A 15,479-nucleotide genomic window follows, 5' to 3' on the forward strand; every position below is an offset into this window, starting at 1 on the left:
TTTTTATTTACTCTTCTATTTTTCTTCTTCCCCGCTCCTTCTTAATCAACATCAACTCCCGACTCGTTTGTCCGGCTACAGAAGTATTTTCTTCTGCTCTTCGAATCAAGTAGGGCATCACATCTCGAACCGGACCAAAAGGCAAATATTTGGCCACATTGTAACCATTTGCTGCTAAATTAAAACTAATATTGTCGCTCATACCATACAATTGTCCAAACCAAATGCGTTCGTCATTAGGAGCCAATCCTTTTTCTTTCATCAATTCCATTAACTTGTAGGAGCTCCATTCATTATGCGTTCCGGCAAAAATGGCCATTTTGTCAATGTTTTCAACCATATAGGCTACGGCTGCATCATAATTATCATCGGTTGCTTGCTTTGTTTCACAAATGGGAGATTTATATCCTTTTTCTTCAGCACGTTTGTTCTCTTTCTCCATGTAAGCACCACGAACAAGCTTCATCCCAATATAAAAGCCTTCCGATTTGGCTTGTTGGTGCAGTTTTTTTAAATAATCTAATCGATCCCAACGGTACATTTGCAACGTATTGAATACAATGGCTTTTTCTTTGTTGTATTTTTTCATCATTTGTGCAACCAAATCATCGGCGGCATCTTGCATCCAACTTTCTTCACCATCAATTAACAGGGCAACATCTCGCTCGTAAGCTAACTTACAAATGGTTTCATAGCGGGCTACCACCCTATCCCATTCGGCATGCTCATCAAAAGTCAAAGGATTCTTTTTGCTTACTTTTTTATATAAATCAAACCGTCCAAAACCTGTTGGCTTAAAAACTGCAAACGGAATGGCTTTTTTTTCTTTGGCAAATTCAATAATTTTTAGCGTTTTTTTCATAGCGGCATCAAATTCTATCTCGTCTTCTTTGCCTTCCACAGAATAATCCAATACAGAACAAACACCTTTGGTAAACATTTTTTCCATCACCGGCATACAATCATCTTCACTTACTCCACCACAAAAATGGTCAAAAACCGAAGCCCTGATTAAACCCTCTACCGGTAAATGGGCTTTGAGAGCAAAATTGGTAACCGCAGTTCCAATACGAACGAGTGGTTCACTATCAATCATTTTAAATAAAAAATAAGCTCTATCTAATTCAGTATCACTTTTTAACGAAAAAGCAACTTGTGTATTATCAAAGATTTTTTCCATATTTTGTTGAAAATAATATAGCAAAGATACGGAGTGTTTGAGAATGTTATATTTTTTTTGACTTAATTTGTATCAAATTTTTTTTGAATTAAACGTACCTAAAGTTGAATTTCATGCAATCCATCCAAGCCGGTGATTATTCCATTTATTTTAACCAAGAATCCTACGCTTTTTTAAATTCCTTTTTAAAAAAACAAAACTATTCTAAGTTATTTATTTTGGTTGATTCCAATACGAATGAAAATTGTCTTCCTCACTTTTTAGCTCAATTGGCGACCGAAAATGAAATTGAAATCATCGAAATAGAATCCGGTGAGGGTTTTAAAAATATTGAAACATGTATTCAATTGTGGGAATCACTCACTGAATTAGGTGGTGATAGAAAAAGCTTACTCATCAATGTTGGCGGTGGCGTGATTACCGATATCGGTGGGTTTGTAGCTTCTACTTTCAAACGGGGAATCGATTTTATTAATGTCCCAACTACCCTACTGGGTATGGTTGATGCATCAATTGGAGGAAAAAATGGCGTTGACTTAGGCAATTTAAAAAATCAAATTGGGGTAATTCAATCACCTAGAGCGGTTTTGATAGATAGCATTTATCTGGAGACACTTCCTCAAAACGAATTGCGTTCCGGATTAGCTGAAATGTTAAAACACGGACTCATTTTTGACAAACAGTATTGGACTAAATTTAAAAATTTGAGTCAATTCACTTTCGATGATTTAAATGAACTCATTTACCAGTCCATCCAAATAAAAAATACCATTGTGAGTCAAGACCTGACAGAAAACGGTATCCGAAAAGCCTTGAATTTCGGACACACATTAGGTCATGCCATTGAAAGCTATTTTTTAGAAAACCCTGCAAAAAACACACTGTTACATGGCGAGGCTATTGCTGTTGGAATGATTTTGGAAAGTTATCTTTCGTTACAAAAAGAAATAATTACTACGGAAGAATACCATGAAATTAAAACCCTTATCAAAGCTAATTTTACAACAATTCAATTTGATGATAAAGACATTAAACCTATCTTAAATTTATTGATTCACGACAAGAAAAATGAATATGGAAAGGTGCAATTTGTTTTGTTAGATGGAATTGGTCATATAAAAATTAATCAACAGGTCGAAAATGATTGGATTATCGATGCTTTTGACGATTATAAAAGATAATTTTTTTTTAAGATTTGGTTTGCATTTAGCTTAGAATATTTTTTACATTTGTCACAATGAAAAACAAACCAAATAAAACGATTAAAATTGTTCAAAACAGTGATATTCATTGTGTTTTTCAACGCTTCATAAGAAAATCAGAGTTCAAAAAAAGTCCTTTAGGTTTAGATGTTTCTGAATGTTCTAGCCTCTTTAACGAAAAACTACCTATTATTTTTGAAAATATTAGAGTTTGAAAATTTAGATTAATTATTTTTAAGCAAACAATTAATCTAAAATACTAAAACTAAATGAACACAAAATATTCCGACTTAATCAATCAAACATTCTACTTCCCACAAGAAGAATTTACCCTAAACAAAGATAACCTACAATTTCACCATATTGATTTGATGAAAATTGTAGAACAATATGGAACACCTCTAAAGTTCACCTATTTACCACAGATTTCTAACAACATCAATCGTGCAAAAGGTTGGTTTAGAAAAGCAATGGAGAAAAACAAATACGATGCAAAGTATTATTATTGCTATTGTACCAAAAGTTCGCATTTTAGCTTTATTATGAATGAAGCATTTAAAAACAACATTCATATAGAAACTTCCTCTGCATTTGATATCAACATTGTAGAAAACTTGATGGCCGAAGGAAAAATCAATAAAAACACCTATGTGGTGTGCAATGGTTTTAAACGTGAACAATATATTGAAAATATCGCTCGATTAATCAATAACGGACACAATAAAACTATTCCGGTCATTGACAATTTTGAAGAATTGGATTTACTTCAGGAAAAAATTGACGGTAAATTTAAAATTGGCATTCGCATCGCTGCCGAAGAGGAACCAAAATTTGAATTTTACACTTCCAGATTAGGTATTGGGTACAAAAACATTGTTCCCTTTTATAGAAAACAAATTGAAGAAAATAAAAATGTAGAGCTGAAAATGCTTCACTTTTTTATCAATACCGGTATACGTGATACAGCTTATTATTGGAATGAGTTGTTAAAATGTATGAAAGTATATGTTTCATTAAAAAAAGAATGTCCAACGTTGGATAGTTTAAATATTGGTGGCGGATTCCCTATTAAAAACTCATTGGCCTTTGAATACGATTACCAATATATGATTGATGAAATTATCAATCAGATAAAAATTGCCTGTGAAGAAGCGGATGTAGATGTACCCAACATTTTTACTGAATTTGGTTCATTTACCGTTGGCGAAAGTGGTGGAGCCATTTACCAGGTTTTATATCAAAAACAACAAAACGATCGTGAAAAATGGAATATGATTGATTCATCATTCATCACCACATTACCGGATACTTGGGCAATCAATAAGCGTTTTGTGATGTTAGCGATTAATCGTTGGAACGATACCTATGAGCGGGTTTTGTTAGGAGGATTAACTTGTGACAGCGATGATTATTACAATTCTGAACAAAACATGAATGCGGTCTATTTACCAAAATACAATAAAGAAAAACCGTTGTATATTGGTTTTTTCAATACAGGAGCCTATCAAGAAACCATTGGCGGTTTTGGTGGTTTGCACCATTGTTTGATACCGCAACCAAAACACATTTTAATCGATAGAGACGAAAACGGCATTTTAGCCACCGAAGTATTTTCTGAACAACAAAGTGCAGAAGAAGTACTTTCGATTTTGGGTTACGATAAAAAATAATAATTTGAGTAAAAAGAATTTTTCTTTTCGGAAAAAAAGTTTTTCTTTGAACTCAAATAAGAACAAGTACAACTTAAGAATTATAAAATGAATAAAGGACCTATAAGTCAATTTATTGAAAAAAACTATCTTCATTTTAATGCTGCTGCCTTAGTGGATGCTGCCAAAGGATATGAGCAACATCTGCTTGAAAACGGTAAAATGATGATTACATTAGCCGGTGCAATGAGTACAGCTGAGTTAGGAAAATCATTAGCCGAAATGATTCGTCAAGACAAAGTACACATCATTTCATGTACCGGTGCTAATTTAGAAGAAGATATAATGAATTTGGTCGCTCATGATTCTTATAAAAGAGTACCTAATTACCGTGATTTGAGTCCACAAGAAGAATGGGATTTATTAGAAAATCATTACAATAGAGTAACTGACACTTGTATACCGGAAGAAGAAGCATTCCGCAGATTGCAATCACATCTATACGACATCTGGCATAATGCCGATGCTAAAGGAGAACGTTATTTTCCGCATGAATTCATGTATCAAATGATTAATTCGGGTGTTTTACAACAATATTATGAAATTGACCCGAAAGACTCTTGGATGGTTGCTGCTGCTGAAAAGAATCTACCTATAGTTGTACCGGGATGGGAAGACAGTACGATGGGTAATATTTTTGCCTCTTATTGTATCAAAGGTGAATTCAAACCTACCACCATGAAAAGTGGTATAGAATATATGATGTGGTTGGCCGATTGGTATCCGAAAAATTCATCCGGAAAAGGTGTTGGATTTTTCCAAATTGGAGGTGGTATTGCCGGAGATTTCCCAATTTGTGTGGTGCCGATGTTATACCAAGATATGGAAATGCATGATATTCCGTTTTGGAGCTATTTTTGTCAGATTTCTGACTCAACCACCAGTTACGGTTCCTATTCCGGTGCCGTACCCAATGAAAAAATTACATGGGGTAAACTGGATATAACCACTCCCAAATTTATTATAGAATCCGATGCTACCATTGTAGCCCCTTTAATCTTTGCTTACTTACTTGATTTATAACAGATTTTTTTATGAGAAGAATTATTGTTGACTATGCTAAATTAACAAACGACATCTTATCGCTGTTGGTAGAAAAATTTCCCGACGGATATGAAGACACAGACATCATTCGCTTTCGAAACGCTCAAAACGAGTTAATTGAAGCAGTTGAAGTTCGTACAGAAGATACTATTTATTTGGTTAAAGTCAGTAAAAAATTAGCCACCCGAATAGAAAACTTCGAAGAGGATGAGGATTTAGATGTTGAAGTAGAATCAATTGCACCGGTAAAAGGACTGGATTTAGAGGAAGATATTGATGAAGTTGATGTTGATGAAGAAGATGAAGATGCACCTTCAGATGATGATGTAGAAATCGATTTATTAAAAGATGCCGGTGGCTCGGATGATGATGATGAAGACGACGATTTTGACGACGATGAACCTTCGGATGACGACGATGAAGATGAATATTAAAATTAATAAAGAGTGAGCCTGAATGGCTCCTTTTTTTTTAATACAACATTTTCACTTCTTTGATAGCAAATGAGACCTGCAAATCATCCTCCATTAAAATTGTCAATAACCCATCCTTTGAAACGCTTTGAATAATTCCCATAAACTTTTTACCATATTTATCCTCAAAAGCCATCGGAACACCAATTTTAAATAATTTTTGGTGATATAAATCCCAAATTGAGTCCGTTTGAGCATACATGCGTTGCACAAATTGTTGAATGGATTGGCAAAGCTCAGAAAGCAAATTAGCTAAGTTATAATCCAATCCGGTTATTAATTTTAAAGAAGAAGCTTTCGGCAAAGTATCAAAATTCATTTGATTGATATTCAATCCAATCCCAACGATTGAATAAACTTCTCCATCCGATTTAAAACTATTTTCAATCAAAATGCCACCAATTTTATGATTACCTGACATAATGTCGTTTGGCCATTTCACACGTAACTGCGGTATTCTATATTTTTCAAAAACAGTAATAATAGCCAACGAAATCACAATATTCAATGTAAAAAGTTGCTGTACATCAATTATCAAATCCTTTATTAAAACACTAAATGTCAAGTTTTTACCGGACTCAGAAAACCATACAGACCCCATTTGACCTTTGCCTTTATTTTGACTATCTGTAACAACTACGGTAAAATTTGAAACTACTTGATTCGAGATTAACTGCTTTAAATAGTCATTAGTGGAATCTATGGCACTTAGTTTGATAATATGCATAACGTGGATAATATAAAAATCGTTCTAAAGTTGTGTTAAGCTTCAAAAATAAACACAATTTTTGATAACTTTGCGAAAATATAAGAATAGTAAATGACGAATAAGAAAGTTAGTAAAGATGAGTTGTTACTAAACATCATCAAAGGGATAGAAGAAGTAAAAGGGAATGACATCGACATCTTAGATTTGCGTGAAATTGAAAATACGGTCTGTGATTATTTTATTATTTGCAACGGAAACTCTAATACACAAGTTAACGCCATCGTTAACTCAGTACAAAAAACTGTTTCAAAAGAATTAAAAGACAAACCATGGCATGTAGAGGGTACTGACAATGCAGAATGGGTTTTAATGGATTATGTTGACATCGTTGTTCACGTTTTCCAAAAACATGTGCGGGAGTTTTATAATATCGAAGGGTTGTGGGGAGATGCCAAAATTACAACAATACCAAATAAAATTTAAAAATTGCTTAAGAAGGATATAGATAATGTCAAAAGAAAATAATTCAAACCCAAATCCAAATAAATTTAAATTTAATCCTTGGCTCATTTATTTTATTGTAGCCGGAATTTTTATCTTTATCAGTATTATTTCCGGAGGAAGTTCTTTCCAAGAACCCGGAAAACTAACCATCTCCAAATTTAATGAATACCTTAACAATGGCGAAATAGAAAAAGTTTTGGTATATAATAAAGGTGAAAATTTAAGTGAAGCCGAAATTTACATTACCAAAGAAGCCCTAAAAGATCAAAAGCACAAAGCGGTTGTAAATGATGTTTTTGGTAGGGAAAATAAAGGTGCCCACTATCTTTTACCTAACATTGGTGATGATAAATTGTTCCAAGACAAACTAGAATTAGCTAAAAAAGAAAATAAACTGGCTGATTATAATTACTTGGTAAAAAACAATTGGAGCGGAATTTTAATTAATTTTTTACCCATCATTTTAATCATCGTAATTTGGATAATCATCATGCGAAGAATGTCCGGAGGCGGTGCAGGCGGTGGTGGCGGTCAAATTTTTAACATCGGGAAATCACGAGCAAAACTTTTTGATGAAAAGAACGATGTTAAAGTCACTTTTAAAGATGTTGCCGGATTAGAAGGAGCGAAAGAAGAGGTGCAAGAAATTGTAGAATTTTTAAAAAACCCCGAAAAATATACCAATTTAGGTGGAAAAATTCCTAAAGGAGCACTGCTTGTTGGTCCTCCGGGAACAGGTAAAACACTTTTAGCTAAAGCGGTAGCCGGTGAAGCAAAAGTACCTTTTTTCTCGTTATCAGGTTCAGATTTTGTTGAAATGTTTGTGGGTGTAGGTGCGTCAAGAGTAAGAGATTTATTCAAACAAGCCAAAGACAAATCACCTTCAATTATTTTTATCGATGAAATAGACGCAGTAGGTCGTGCCAGAGGAAAAAACAACATGTCCGGCTCAAATGATGAAAGAGAAAACACACTCAATCAGTTGCTTACCGAGATGGATGGATTTGGCACCAACACCAATGTGATTGTATTAGCGGCGACCAATCGTGCCGACGTTTTGGATAAAGCATTAATGAGAGCAGGTCGTTTTGACCGTCAAATTTATGTTGATTTACCGGACATTCGTGAGCGAAAAGAAATCTTTGAAGTACATTTAGCCCCGCTGAAAAAAGTTGAAGGATTGGATACTGACTTCTTAGCGAAACAAACACCCGGATTTTCCGGTGCAGACATTGCCAACGTTTGTAATGAAGCAGCTTTAATTGCTGCCCGAAACAATAAATCGGCTGTAGATAAACAAGATTTTTTAGATGCAGTAGACCGAATTGTTGGTGGTTTGGAAAAGAAAAATAAAATTGTTACCCCTCAAGAAAAAAGAGCCATTGCCATCCACGAAGCCGGTCATGCCACAGTCAGCTGGATGCTTGAACATGCGGCTCCTTTAGTCAAAGTAACCATTGTTCCTAGAGGGCAAAGTTTAGGGGCAGCTTGGTATTTGCCGGAGGAACGATTAATTGTTAGACCCGATCAAATGTTAGATGAAATGTGTGCCACAATGGGCGGAAGAGCCGCAGAAAAAGTAATTTTTGATACAATTTCAACAGGGGCTTTAAGCGATTTGGAAAAAGTAACCAAACAAGCTCGTGCCATGGTCACAATTTATGGTTTGAATGATAAATTAGGTAATATTACCTATTACGACTCAACCGGACAAAGTGAGTATAGTTTTTCAAAACCTTATTCGGAGGAAACCGCAGTAACAATTGATCAGGAAATATCCGGATTGATTGAAAGTCAGTACCAACGAGCAATAAAACTATTAGAAGAAAACAAAGATAAATTAATTCAATTAGCCGATATTTTAATTGAAAAAGAAGTAATCTTTAAAGACGATTTAGAAACGATTTTTGGGAAACGTCCTTTTGGAGAAGAAAGCCATGTTACGGTTGGAGTGGAATAAATTACTCTTTTTTTAGTAAAAATTATAAAAATCTCAATTCATTATCATTTTTGAATTGAGATTTTTTTATCTTTGAACGATTTCAATTACGAAATTACAGAATTGTTTACAAAAGTTATGAGTCTTTTTAAAAAGTTATTTGGCTCCGGAAATGACGCTTCTGATGAAAAAAAAGAAAAAGAAGCTAGTCCTTTTAACCCCGAAACCAAAATTCCTGTAGATGAAATGTTTACTTTCAATTTTAAAAAAAATGGAGGTAAATTTTTGTATTGTGAAAACTTAGAGGAGATTAATGAACAATTTCTTAATATCTTAGAAGAAAACGATTGGTTTGAATGCGAGGCAGTATGCTACGAGTCGAAACTTTTTCATCTGTTAGATGAAAATAAATTAATTTACAAAAATACAAGTAACCCGAAATTTCTCTTAGCTAGTTGTGAGAACTTGATTGCTGATGAAGGCTCCGTTTTATTAACTTCTAATCAGATTAAGCAAAAAAAACCCCATGAATTACCGGCTAACATTGTTGTTTTTGCTACAACCAGCCAAATTTTAGAAAGCAAAAGTGACGGTCTAAGAGAAATCAAAAAACGTTACGAAAAAGATTATCCCACGAATATCACTACTATTAAATATTTTGAAAAAGCAAAAGAAGAGGATTTTCTACACTACGGAAGTGCAGCAAAAAACTTATACCTCTTGCTTTTAGAAGACCTATAAAATGAATGAAACGCTTGTAAGAGCTTTATCTGGAGCAGTTTATATTCTATTATTATTAAGCTGTATACTTTATTCAAACATTACTTTTTACATTTTGTTTGGTCTTTTCATGGCTCTGGCTGTATTGGAATTTTGCAGATTAATCAAACTGAATTATGTCTTCCCACTCATCCTGGCAATAGTTGGTTATGTAATTTTTTACAATACTCCTTTCAACCAAATTTATGATGGAACCATTACTTTAATTAGTATCTTGGTTTCAATTCAATTGGCTTTTTTTCTCTTTTCAAAAAAAGATAAATCATTTAAGAAATACGAAAAATGGCTTTATTTAATTGGCTACATTATTTTACCTTTTATTATTCTAACAAAAATTCCTATTGGGGTAAATGGGTATAATCCCAGAATACTTATTGGTATTTTTATATTGATTTGGACAAACGATACATTTGCCTATGTTGTCGGTAAATCAATCGGAAAACATAAACTTTTTGAACGCATTTCTCCCAAAAAAACAATAGAAGGCTTCTTAGGTGGTTTAACTTTTAGTATTTTAGGTAGTTTTCTGATTGCGAAGTACTTTATCGGAACTGCCAATATTGGAATTTGGATTGGAATAGCCATTTTAGTTAGTATATTTGCAACATTAGGTGATTTAATTCAGTCCAAATTCAAACGATTAGCAGGCGTAAAAGACAGTGGTAAAATCATGCCGGGTCACGGAGGAATTTTAGATAGATTGGATAGTATTATTTATGTAGCACCTTTCATTTTTTTGTTTTACCAAATTTTAAATTATGTTTCATAAAGAAGGAGCAAAAATTATTTTAATAGCAACAGTGATTGTAACTGCTGTAATTTTATTAGCTGATTATTTTATTACAATGGATTGGTTAAGAATGACTGTACAAATTATTGGACTGATTTTTTTAATATTAATCTTGCAGTTTTTTAGAAATCCGAAAAGATATACACACAATGACGACAACCACGTAATAGCTCCAGTAGACGGAAAAGTTGTGGTGATTGAAGAAGTTTTCGAATCCGAATATTTCAATGATAAGCGACTACAAGTTTCTATCTTTATGTCGCCAATAAATGTACACGTTACACGCTACGCCGTGAATGGAAAAGTTAATTTCAGTAAATACCACCCCGGAAAATACTTGGTTGCTTGGCATCCAAAAGCAAGCACAGAAAATGAGCGAACAACCGTTGTTATCGAAAATAGAATTTTTGGTGAAATACTTTACCGTCAAATAGCCGGTGCATTGGCCAGAAGAATAGTAAATTACGCAAAAGAAGGTACCATGGTAAAACAAGGAACAGATGCCGGATTTATTAAATTTGGTTCGAGAGTAGATTTATTTTTACCTTTGGGTACTCAGCTAAACGTTAGTTTAAACCAAACTGTTAAAGGTGGAGAAACTGTAGTCGCTGAAAAATAAGCAATGACTGAAAAAGATTTAGATACTCGCTTTCAGGAAGCATTTGAAAAAGCTTCTAACATGACGGAACAACTGCCACAAGATGTTATGTTGCGTATTTATGCTTACTACAAACAAGCCACTTATGGTAGAATCGGATACAAACAACTTAGTAATAATGATTTGAGAAATGCATTTAAAACCAATGCGTGGATGCAAATTAGCCATATTTCACCTGATGAAGCCAAAGAACTCTACATAGAAACTATAAATGAATTAATCAATAAAAAGAAGTAATATGAAAAAAATAAGTTTATCTATTGTATCAGTTGTATTGTTAATAAGTTGCAACAACAACAAAAAATTAGAAGAAGTTGTGGAAGTTCCCTTACCCGAAAAAGAAGAGGTTGTAACCGAAATGGGTAATCCGGCGGATGTAAAAGTAGATGAAGGAGGAGCTTTTGAGATGATTGCTTTACCCTATGCATACAATGCACTAGAACCACATATTGATGCCAAAACAATGGAAATTCACTTTTCTAAACATCATTTAGGGTATGCTAATAAATTGAACAGTGCCATTGCTGGAACTGAAATGGCAAACATGTCTATTGAAGATCTTTTAAAGAAATTAGATCCTGAAAATAAAGCTGTTCGTAATAATGGTGGTGGATATTATAACCATAATTTCTTTTGGGAAATCATGGCTCCTAACAAAGGAGGTGAACCAACCGGAACCTTGGCCGAAGCCATCACTAAGGATTTTGGAAGTTTTGCCGATTTTAAAACACAATTTACTGAAGCTGCAACCAAACAATTTGGTTCAGGTTGGGCTTGGTTAATTGTTGACAAAACCGGAAAATTAGTCATTACTACAACAGCGAATCAAGACAATCCGTTAATGACCAAATTAGGAAATTCTGGAACTCCTGTTTTAGCGGTTGATGTTTGGGAACATGCCTATTATTTAAAACACCAAAACAAAAGAAAAGACTACGTAGAAGGTTTCTTTAATGTGATTAATTGGGATAAAGTTACCGAAAAATATACGGCAGCCACTGCTGCTCAATAATAACTTAAATCAAATATTAAAAAGACTTGTTGGATATTACTCAACAAGTCTTTTTTATTGCTCCTCTTTTCTTTTTAAAATTACCTCTACCGGACGGTTGGTTCGCCGACCGAATTGCTGAGCTTGTCGTTCATTTTCAGATGAACACAAAACATACATATTAAAAGGGTAAAGTGGAATGACTTGAGTTTCAAAATAACCTCCGTTTTCTTCCCCATCTACATCTTCTATTTTAACACTAAAATTGTCTGTAGTAAAAGTATTAACAATAGAAAGCAAGTAATTGTCTTTTGCAAAAGGAAAAAACCATCTTCCGTCTGGATTACTTTCTGCTACCTTTTCTCCTTGGGAATTCAGTTTATAGTTAGGGGTAAACAAAAGCGGTTTGTTGTTATTTACCCAACTCCAGCGATTATTTTTATTGATAACTTCTGTACCTGAACTGTCTACAATCGTGATACGTAAGTTCTTAATGTTTTTTGTTTTTCCTTGCTCATGGACATCAATGACCAAATAAGAAGTAAAATCATACCCGCAATGTTGGGTACTGATAACCTGAGCTTTTACCGGAAAGACCACTATAAAAACAAAAAAAAGAAAAAAACGCATAGCTATTGGATGATATTGTAAAGATACAAAAGCAAAAATTATTCCAATCAATAAACTACACTTCCCGGTAAAACTTACAGTAGTGCTTTCCGCAAGTCCTCAAAATCTAATTTCACCTGTTCACCGGTTGCCAAATTCTTTAATCCAAAACAATTTTGTTCCAATTCTGATTGCCCGGCAATAACGGCATAAGGAATACCTCGTTTATCAGCATGTTGAAATTGCTTGGCTATCTTGCTGGCATCAGGATACAATTCTACTTTTATACCGCTTCGTCGTAATTTTGTGATAGCTGCCATCGCATACAAACTTTCTTGATTACCGTAATTGATAAAAAGAGCTTTGCTTGTAGCTGTAACTGTTTCCGGGAACAAACCTAATTCTTCTAAGACCAGATAAATTCTATCTAAGCCAAATGAGATGCCTACTCCACTCATGTTTTTTAACCCGAAAATCCCTGTCAAATCGTCATAACGACCACCTCCACCAATAGAACCCATAGCCACTTGAGGAGCGACTACCTCAAAAATGGCTCCGGTGTAATAATTCAACCCTCTGGCTAAAGTGACATCCAAATCAATGATGGCAGTTTGTAAACCTAATTTTTCAATCGTTTCGCATATAAATTGCAACTCGGCTACTCCTTTTTTTCCTTCATCGGAAGAAGACAATAATGCGTTCAATTTTTCAATTTTATCCGCAACTGTTCCTGTAAATTGAAACAGCGATTCCACTTTTTCGATGGCGGATGCCGAAATTCCTTTTTCCAGCATTTCTTTTTTCACACCATCCTCGCCTATTTTGTCTAATTTGTCTAACGCAACCGTAAAATCGATTAATTTGTCTTTCGCACCGATTACTTCCGCTATTCCGGACAAAATTTTGCGGTTATTAATTTTGATAGTGGCTCCACCCAAATCCAATTCCGTAAAAACGGCATCGTACAGTTGAACCAATTCCACTTCTTGCCATAAAGACGTAGAACCCACTACATCGGCATCACACTGGTAAAACTCTCTGAAACGTCCTTTTTGAGGTCTATCTGCCCGCCAAACCGGTTGAATTTGGTACCGCTTAAACGGAAATTCAATTTCATTTTGGTGTTGCACTACATAACGTGCGAAGGGAACAGTTAAATCGTAACGAAGGGCTTTTTCGGAGATTTTAGAAGTTAGTTTTTTATAATCAATATTTGATAATTCTTCTTGACTTATTTTATCCAAATAATCCCCCGAATTCAAAATCTTAAAAATCAATCGGTCCCCTTCTTCCCCGTATTTGCCCATCAAGGTTTCTGAATTTTCAAACGAAGGCGTTTCAATCGGCTGAAAACCAAACACCTCAAAATGGTGCTTCATAATCGAACTGATGTAATTGCGTTTCGCCACCTCTGCCGGTGAAAAATCTCTGGTACCTTTTGGAATACTGGGTTTTTGAGCCATTTTTTTATTTGATAAATTTATTTTTTATTAAACTTCTATCAACAGATAACCGAGAACAGTCAACTGACAACTTCTCTGCAAATATCTTACTTTTATAATAATTTTCCTTGTCGCCTGTAACAAAATATAGAAAAATGTGACAAATAATAACATGACCGGATTAGTAAAAGAAAACATCAAAATTGCATTGGGTTCCATCAAAACACAATTGTTGAGAACCATTTTGACGATTATCATCATTGCAATTGGAATTACGGCATTGGTAAGTATTCTAACGGTGGTTTCTGCACTGGAAAATACGCTGTCATCCAATTTTGCCTCCATGGGAGCCAATACCTTTACCATTAGACAATACGAACTGGAAGTACGAATTGGTAATGGCCCGCGAGGAGAACGGGAAAAAATAAACCCAATCATTTCCTATCCGGAAGCCAAAGATTTTCAAGAAAAATACAATTATCCGTTTACGTATTCTTCTCTGTCTTTTTTTGCAACCTCAACAGCCGAAGTAAAATTTGAAAACAAAAAAACCGATCCGGAAATTACTGTAATGGGTGTAGATGAATATTATGCTCCTAATTCAGGTTTAGAAATAGCAAGCGGACGAAATTTTACGGGGTTTGATATTGAAAACAACAATTATGTCTGTGTAGTTGGCTCAGATTTTGAAAAAGGATTATTAAAAGACGTCAATCCGATAGACAAAACAATTTCTATCAGAGGAGCCAAATTCAAAGTCATAGGTGTTTTAAAAGAAAAAGGCTCTACTTTTGGCAATAGCCAGGATTTAAGGGTAATGATTCCGATTCAAGTAGCCCGTTCCCTTTTTACCCAACCAAACATCAATTACAATTTAAGTGTCATGGTTGAAAAAAAAGAGTTGTTAGAAGCAGCAATCGATCAAGCCATTTTAACGATGCGACAAGTACGCAAACAAAATCCGGTGGAGGAAAACAACTTTGGTATCATTCGTAGCGATGAGCTCATTAACCAAATTCTCTCACTGACCTCGGTATTGAGTGCATCGGCATGGGTAATTGGCATCATCACTATATTTGGATCGTCTATTGCTTTAATGAATATTATGCTCGTTTCGGTAACAGAAAGAACCCGAGAAATTGGGGTACGTAAAGCCTTGGGAGCCAAACGTAAAACTATTGCCTTCCAGTTTTTTACAGAAACAATTGTGATTGGTCAATTAGGCGGTTTGGTTGGAATTATATTGGGGATTACCATTGGTTCACTTTTTGCCTCAGTCTTAGAATTTGATTTTATCATCCCTTGGATGGCTATTTTGGCAGCAGTTATTACAAGTTTTGTGGTCGCTTTAGTATCAGGATTGTATCCGGCAATCAAGGCATCTAAACTAGATCCTGTAGAGGCGTTGCGGTATGAGTAATCAATTGATGTTGATAAAAAAGTAAAAAC

16 protein-coding genes are annotated in these 15,479 nt (G+C 34.5%); 12 read left to right on the plus strand and 4 right to left on the minus strand.

From position 1 onward, the window contains the following. Window positions 1–7: 7 nt before the first annotated feature. Window positions 8–1,180, minus strand: coding sequence for a proline dehydrogenase family protein (locus tag R2782_RS06080; protein ID WP_371267193.1), 1,173 nt, complete (start codon window positions 1,178–1,180; stop codon window positions 8–10). Window positions 1,181–1,293: 113 nt separating this feature from the next. Here R2782_RS06080 and aroB point away from each other — a divergent pair, with 113 nt between their 5' ends. The 4 genes from aroB to R2782_RS06100 all read left to right on the plus strand — a co-directional run bounded on the left by aroB (window position 1,294) and on the right by R2782_RS06100 (window position 5,569). Then, window positions 1,294–2,361: a 3-dehydroquinate synthase gene (aroB, locus tag R2782_RS06085; RefSeq protein ID WP_371267194.1), complete on the plus strand. Its 1,068-nt coding sequence runs from the start codon at window positions 1,294–1,296 to the stop codon at window positions 2,359–2,361. Window positions 2,362–2,651: 290 nt separating this feature from the next. Continuing rightward, on the plus strand, window positions 2,652–4,052 hold the full coding sequence (locus R2782_RS06090; protein ID WP_371267195.1) for an arginine decarboxylase: 1,401 nt from the start codon (window positions 2,652–2,654) through the stop codon (window positions 4,050–4,052). A gap of 87 nt (window positions 4,053–4,139) precedes the next feature. Beyond that, on the plus strand, window positions 4,140–5,114 hold the full coding sequence (locus R2782_RS06095) for a deoxyhypusine synthase family protein (RefSeq protein ID WP_371267196.1): 975 nt from the start codon (window positions 4,140–4,142) through the stop codon (window positions 5,112–5,114). Window positions 5,115–5,125: 11 nt separating this feature from the next. Beyond that, window positions 5,126–5,569 (plus strand): DNA primase, encoded by a 444-nt coding sequence (locus R2782_RS06100; protein WP_371267197.1) that lies wholly within the window; start codon window positions 5,126–5,128, stop codon window positions 5,567–5,569. Window positions 5,570–5,606: 37 nt separating this feature from the next. On the opposite strand, the gene R2782_RS06105 is transcribed toward R2782_RS06100, so the two are convergent. Continuing rightward, window positions 5,607–6,335 carry a biotin--[acetyl-CoA-carboxylase] ligase gene (locus R2782_RS06105; RefSeq protein ID WP_371267198.1) on the minus strand — a complete coding sequence of 243 codons (729 nt, stop codon included), beginning with the start codon at window positions 6,333–6,335 and terminating at the stop codon, window positions 5,607–5,609. A gap of 93 nt (window positions 6,336–6,428) precedes the next feature. Here R2782_RS06105 and rsfS point away from each other — a divergent pair, with 93 nt between their 5' ends. The 7 genes from rsfS (at window position 6,429) to R2782_RS06140 (ending at window position 12,000) form a co-directional block, all read left to right on the plus strand. Beyond that, window positions 6,429–6,800 (plus strand): ribosome silencing factor, encoded by a 372-nt coding sequence (rsfS, locus tag R2782_RS06110; protein WP_371267199.1) that lies wholly within the window; start codon window positions 6,429–6,431, stop codon window positions 6,798–6,800. A gap of 25 nt (window positions 6,801–6,825) precedes the next feature. Next, entirely contained in the window at window positions 6,826–8,781 is a 1,956-nt protein-coding gene (gene ftsH, locus R2782_RS06115; protein WP_371267200.1) for an ATP-dependent zinc metalloprotease FtsH, read from the plus strand. Between the two features lie 117 nt (window positions 8,782–8,898). Further along, entirely contained in the window at window positions 8,899–9,501 is a 603-nt protein-coding gene (locus R2782_RS06120; protein ID WP_371267201.1) for an LUD domain-containing protein, read from the plus strand. A 1-nt stretch (window position 9,502) separates the two neighbouring features. After that, window positions 9,503–10,309, plus strand: a complete 807-nt coding sequence (locus R2782_RS06125; protein WP_371267202.1) for a phosphatidate cytidylyltransferase — start codon at window positions 9,503–9,505, stop codon at window positions 10,307–10,309. Then, window positions 10,299–10,949 (plus strand): phosphatidylserine decarboxylase family protein, encoded by a 651-nt coding sequence (locus R2782_RS06130; RefSeq protein ID WP_371267203.1) that lies wholly within the window; start codon window positions 10,299–10,301, stop codon window positions 10,947–10,949. The genes R2782_RS06125 and R2782_RS06130 overlap by 11 nt, the downstream gene beginning before the upstream one ends. Window positions 10,950–10,952: 3 nt before the next feature. After that, on the plus strand, window positions 10,953–11,225 hold the full coding sequence (locus tag R2782_RS06135) for an acyl-CoA-binding protein (RefSeq protein WP_371267204.1): 273 nt from the start codon (window positions 10,953–10,955) through the stop codon (window positions 11,223–11,225). A gap of 121 nt (window positions 11,226–11,346) precedes the next feature. Then, entirely contained in the window at window positions 11,347–12,000 is a 654-nt protein-coding gene (locus R2782_RS06140) for a superoxide dismutase (protein WP_371267248.1), read from the plus strand. A 54-nt stretch (window positions 12,001–12,054) separates the two neighbouring features. Here R2782_RS06140 and R2782_RS06145 read toward each other — a convergent pair whose 3' ends face one another. After that, window positions 12,055–12,609, minus strand: coding sequence for a hypothetical protein (locus R2782_RS06145; protein WP_371267205.1), 555 nt, complete (start codon window positions 12,607–12,609; stop codon window positions 12,055–12,057). 74 nt (window positions 12,610–12,683) lie between these two features. Further along, a complete protein-coding gene (hisS, locus tag R2782_RS06150) occupies window positions 12,684–14,051 on the minus strand; it encodes a histidine--tRNA ligase (RefSeq protein ID WP_371267206.1) in 1,368 nt (455 codons plus the stop codon). Between the two features lie 151 nt (window positions 14,052–14,202). Here hisS and R2782_RS06155 point away from each other — a divergent pair, with 151 nt between their 5' ends. Beyond that, window positions 14,203–15,450, plus strand: coding sequence for an ABC transporter permease (locus tag R2782_RS06155; protein WP_371267207.1), 1,248 nt, complete (start codon window positions 14,203–14,205; stop codon window positions 15,448–15,450). Window positions 15,451–15,479 lie beyond the last annotated feature (29 nt).

Origin of the sequence: Flavobacterium sp., assembly GCF_041392085.1 — a bacterium.
Lineage (GTDB): Bacteria > Bacteroidota > Bacteroidia > Flavobacteriales > Flavobacteriaceae > Flavobacterium.

Bases quoted from the DNA above. Each gene is read 5' to 3' on its own strand.
- R2782_RS06080 (WP_371267193.1), bottom strand. From the start codon at position 1,180: ATGGAAAAAATCTTTGATAATACACAAGTTGCTTTTTCGTTAAAAAGT.
- aroB (WP_371267194.1), top strand. From the start codon at position 1,294: ATGCAATCCATCCAAGCCGGTGATTATTCCATTTATTTTAACCAAGAA.
- R2782_RS06090 (WP_371267195.1), top strand. From the start codon at position 2,652: ATGAACACAAAATATTCCGACTTAATCAATCAAACATTCTACTTCCCA.
- R2782_RS06095 (WP_371267196.1), top strand. From the start codon at position 4,140: ATGAATAAAGGACCTATAAGTCAATTTATTGAAAAAAACTATCTTCAT.
- R2782_RS06100 (WP_371267197.1), top strand. From the start codon at position 5,126: ATGAGAAGAATTATTGTTGACTATGCTAAATTAACAAACGACATCTTA.
- R2782_RS06105 (WP_371267198.1), bottom strand. From the start codon at position 6,335: ATGCATATTATCAAACTAAGTGCCATAGATTCCACTAATGACTATTTA.
- rsfS (WP_371267199.1), top strand. From the start codon at position 6,429: ATGACGAATAAGAAAGTTAGTAAAGATGAGTTGTTACTAAACATCATC.
- ftsH (WP_371267200.1), top strand. From the start codon at position 6,826: ATGTCAAAAGAAAATAATTCAAACCCAAATCCAAATAAATTTAAATTT.
- R2782_RS06120 (WP_371267201.1), top strand. From the start codon at position 8,899: ATGAGTCTTTTTAAAAAGTTATTTGGCTCCGGAAATGACGCTTCTGAT.
- R2782_RS06125 (WP_371267202.1), top strand. From the start codon at position 9,503: ATGAATGAAACGCTTGTAAGAGCTTTATCTGGAGCAGTTTATATTCTA.
- R2782_RS06130 (WP_371267203.1), top strand. From the start codon at position 10,299: ATGTTTCATAAAGAAGGAGCAAAAATTATTTTAATAGCAACAGTGATT.
- R2782_RS06135 (WP_371267204.1), top strand. From the start codon at position 10,953: ATGACTGAAAAAGATTTAGATACTCGCTTTCAGGAAGCATTTGAAAAA.
- R2782_RS06140 (WP_371267248.1), top strand. From the start codon at position 11,347: ATGGGTAATCCGGCGGATGTAAAAGTAGATGAAGGAGGAGCTTTTGAG.
- R2782_RS06145 (WP_371267205.1), bottom strand. From the start codon at position 12,609: ATGCGTTTTTTTCTTTTTTTTGTTTTTATAGTGGTCTTTCCGGTAAAA.
- hisS (WP_371267206.1), bottom strand. From the start codon at position 14,051: ATGGCTCAAAAACCCAGTATTCCAAAAGGTACCAGAGATTTTTCACCG.
- R2782_RS06155 (WP_371267207.1), top strand. From the start codon at position 14,203: ATGACCGGATTAGTAAAAGAAAACATCAAAATTGCATTGGGTTCCATC.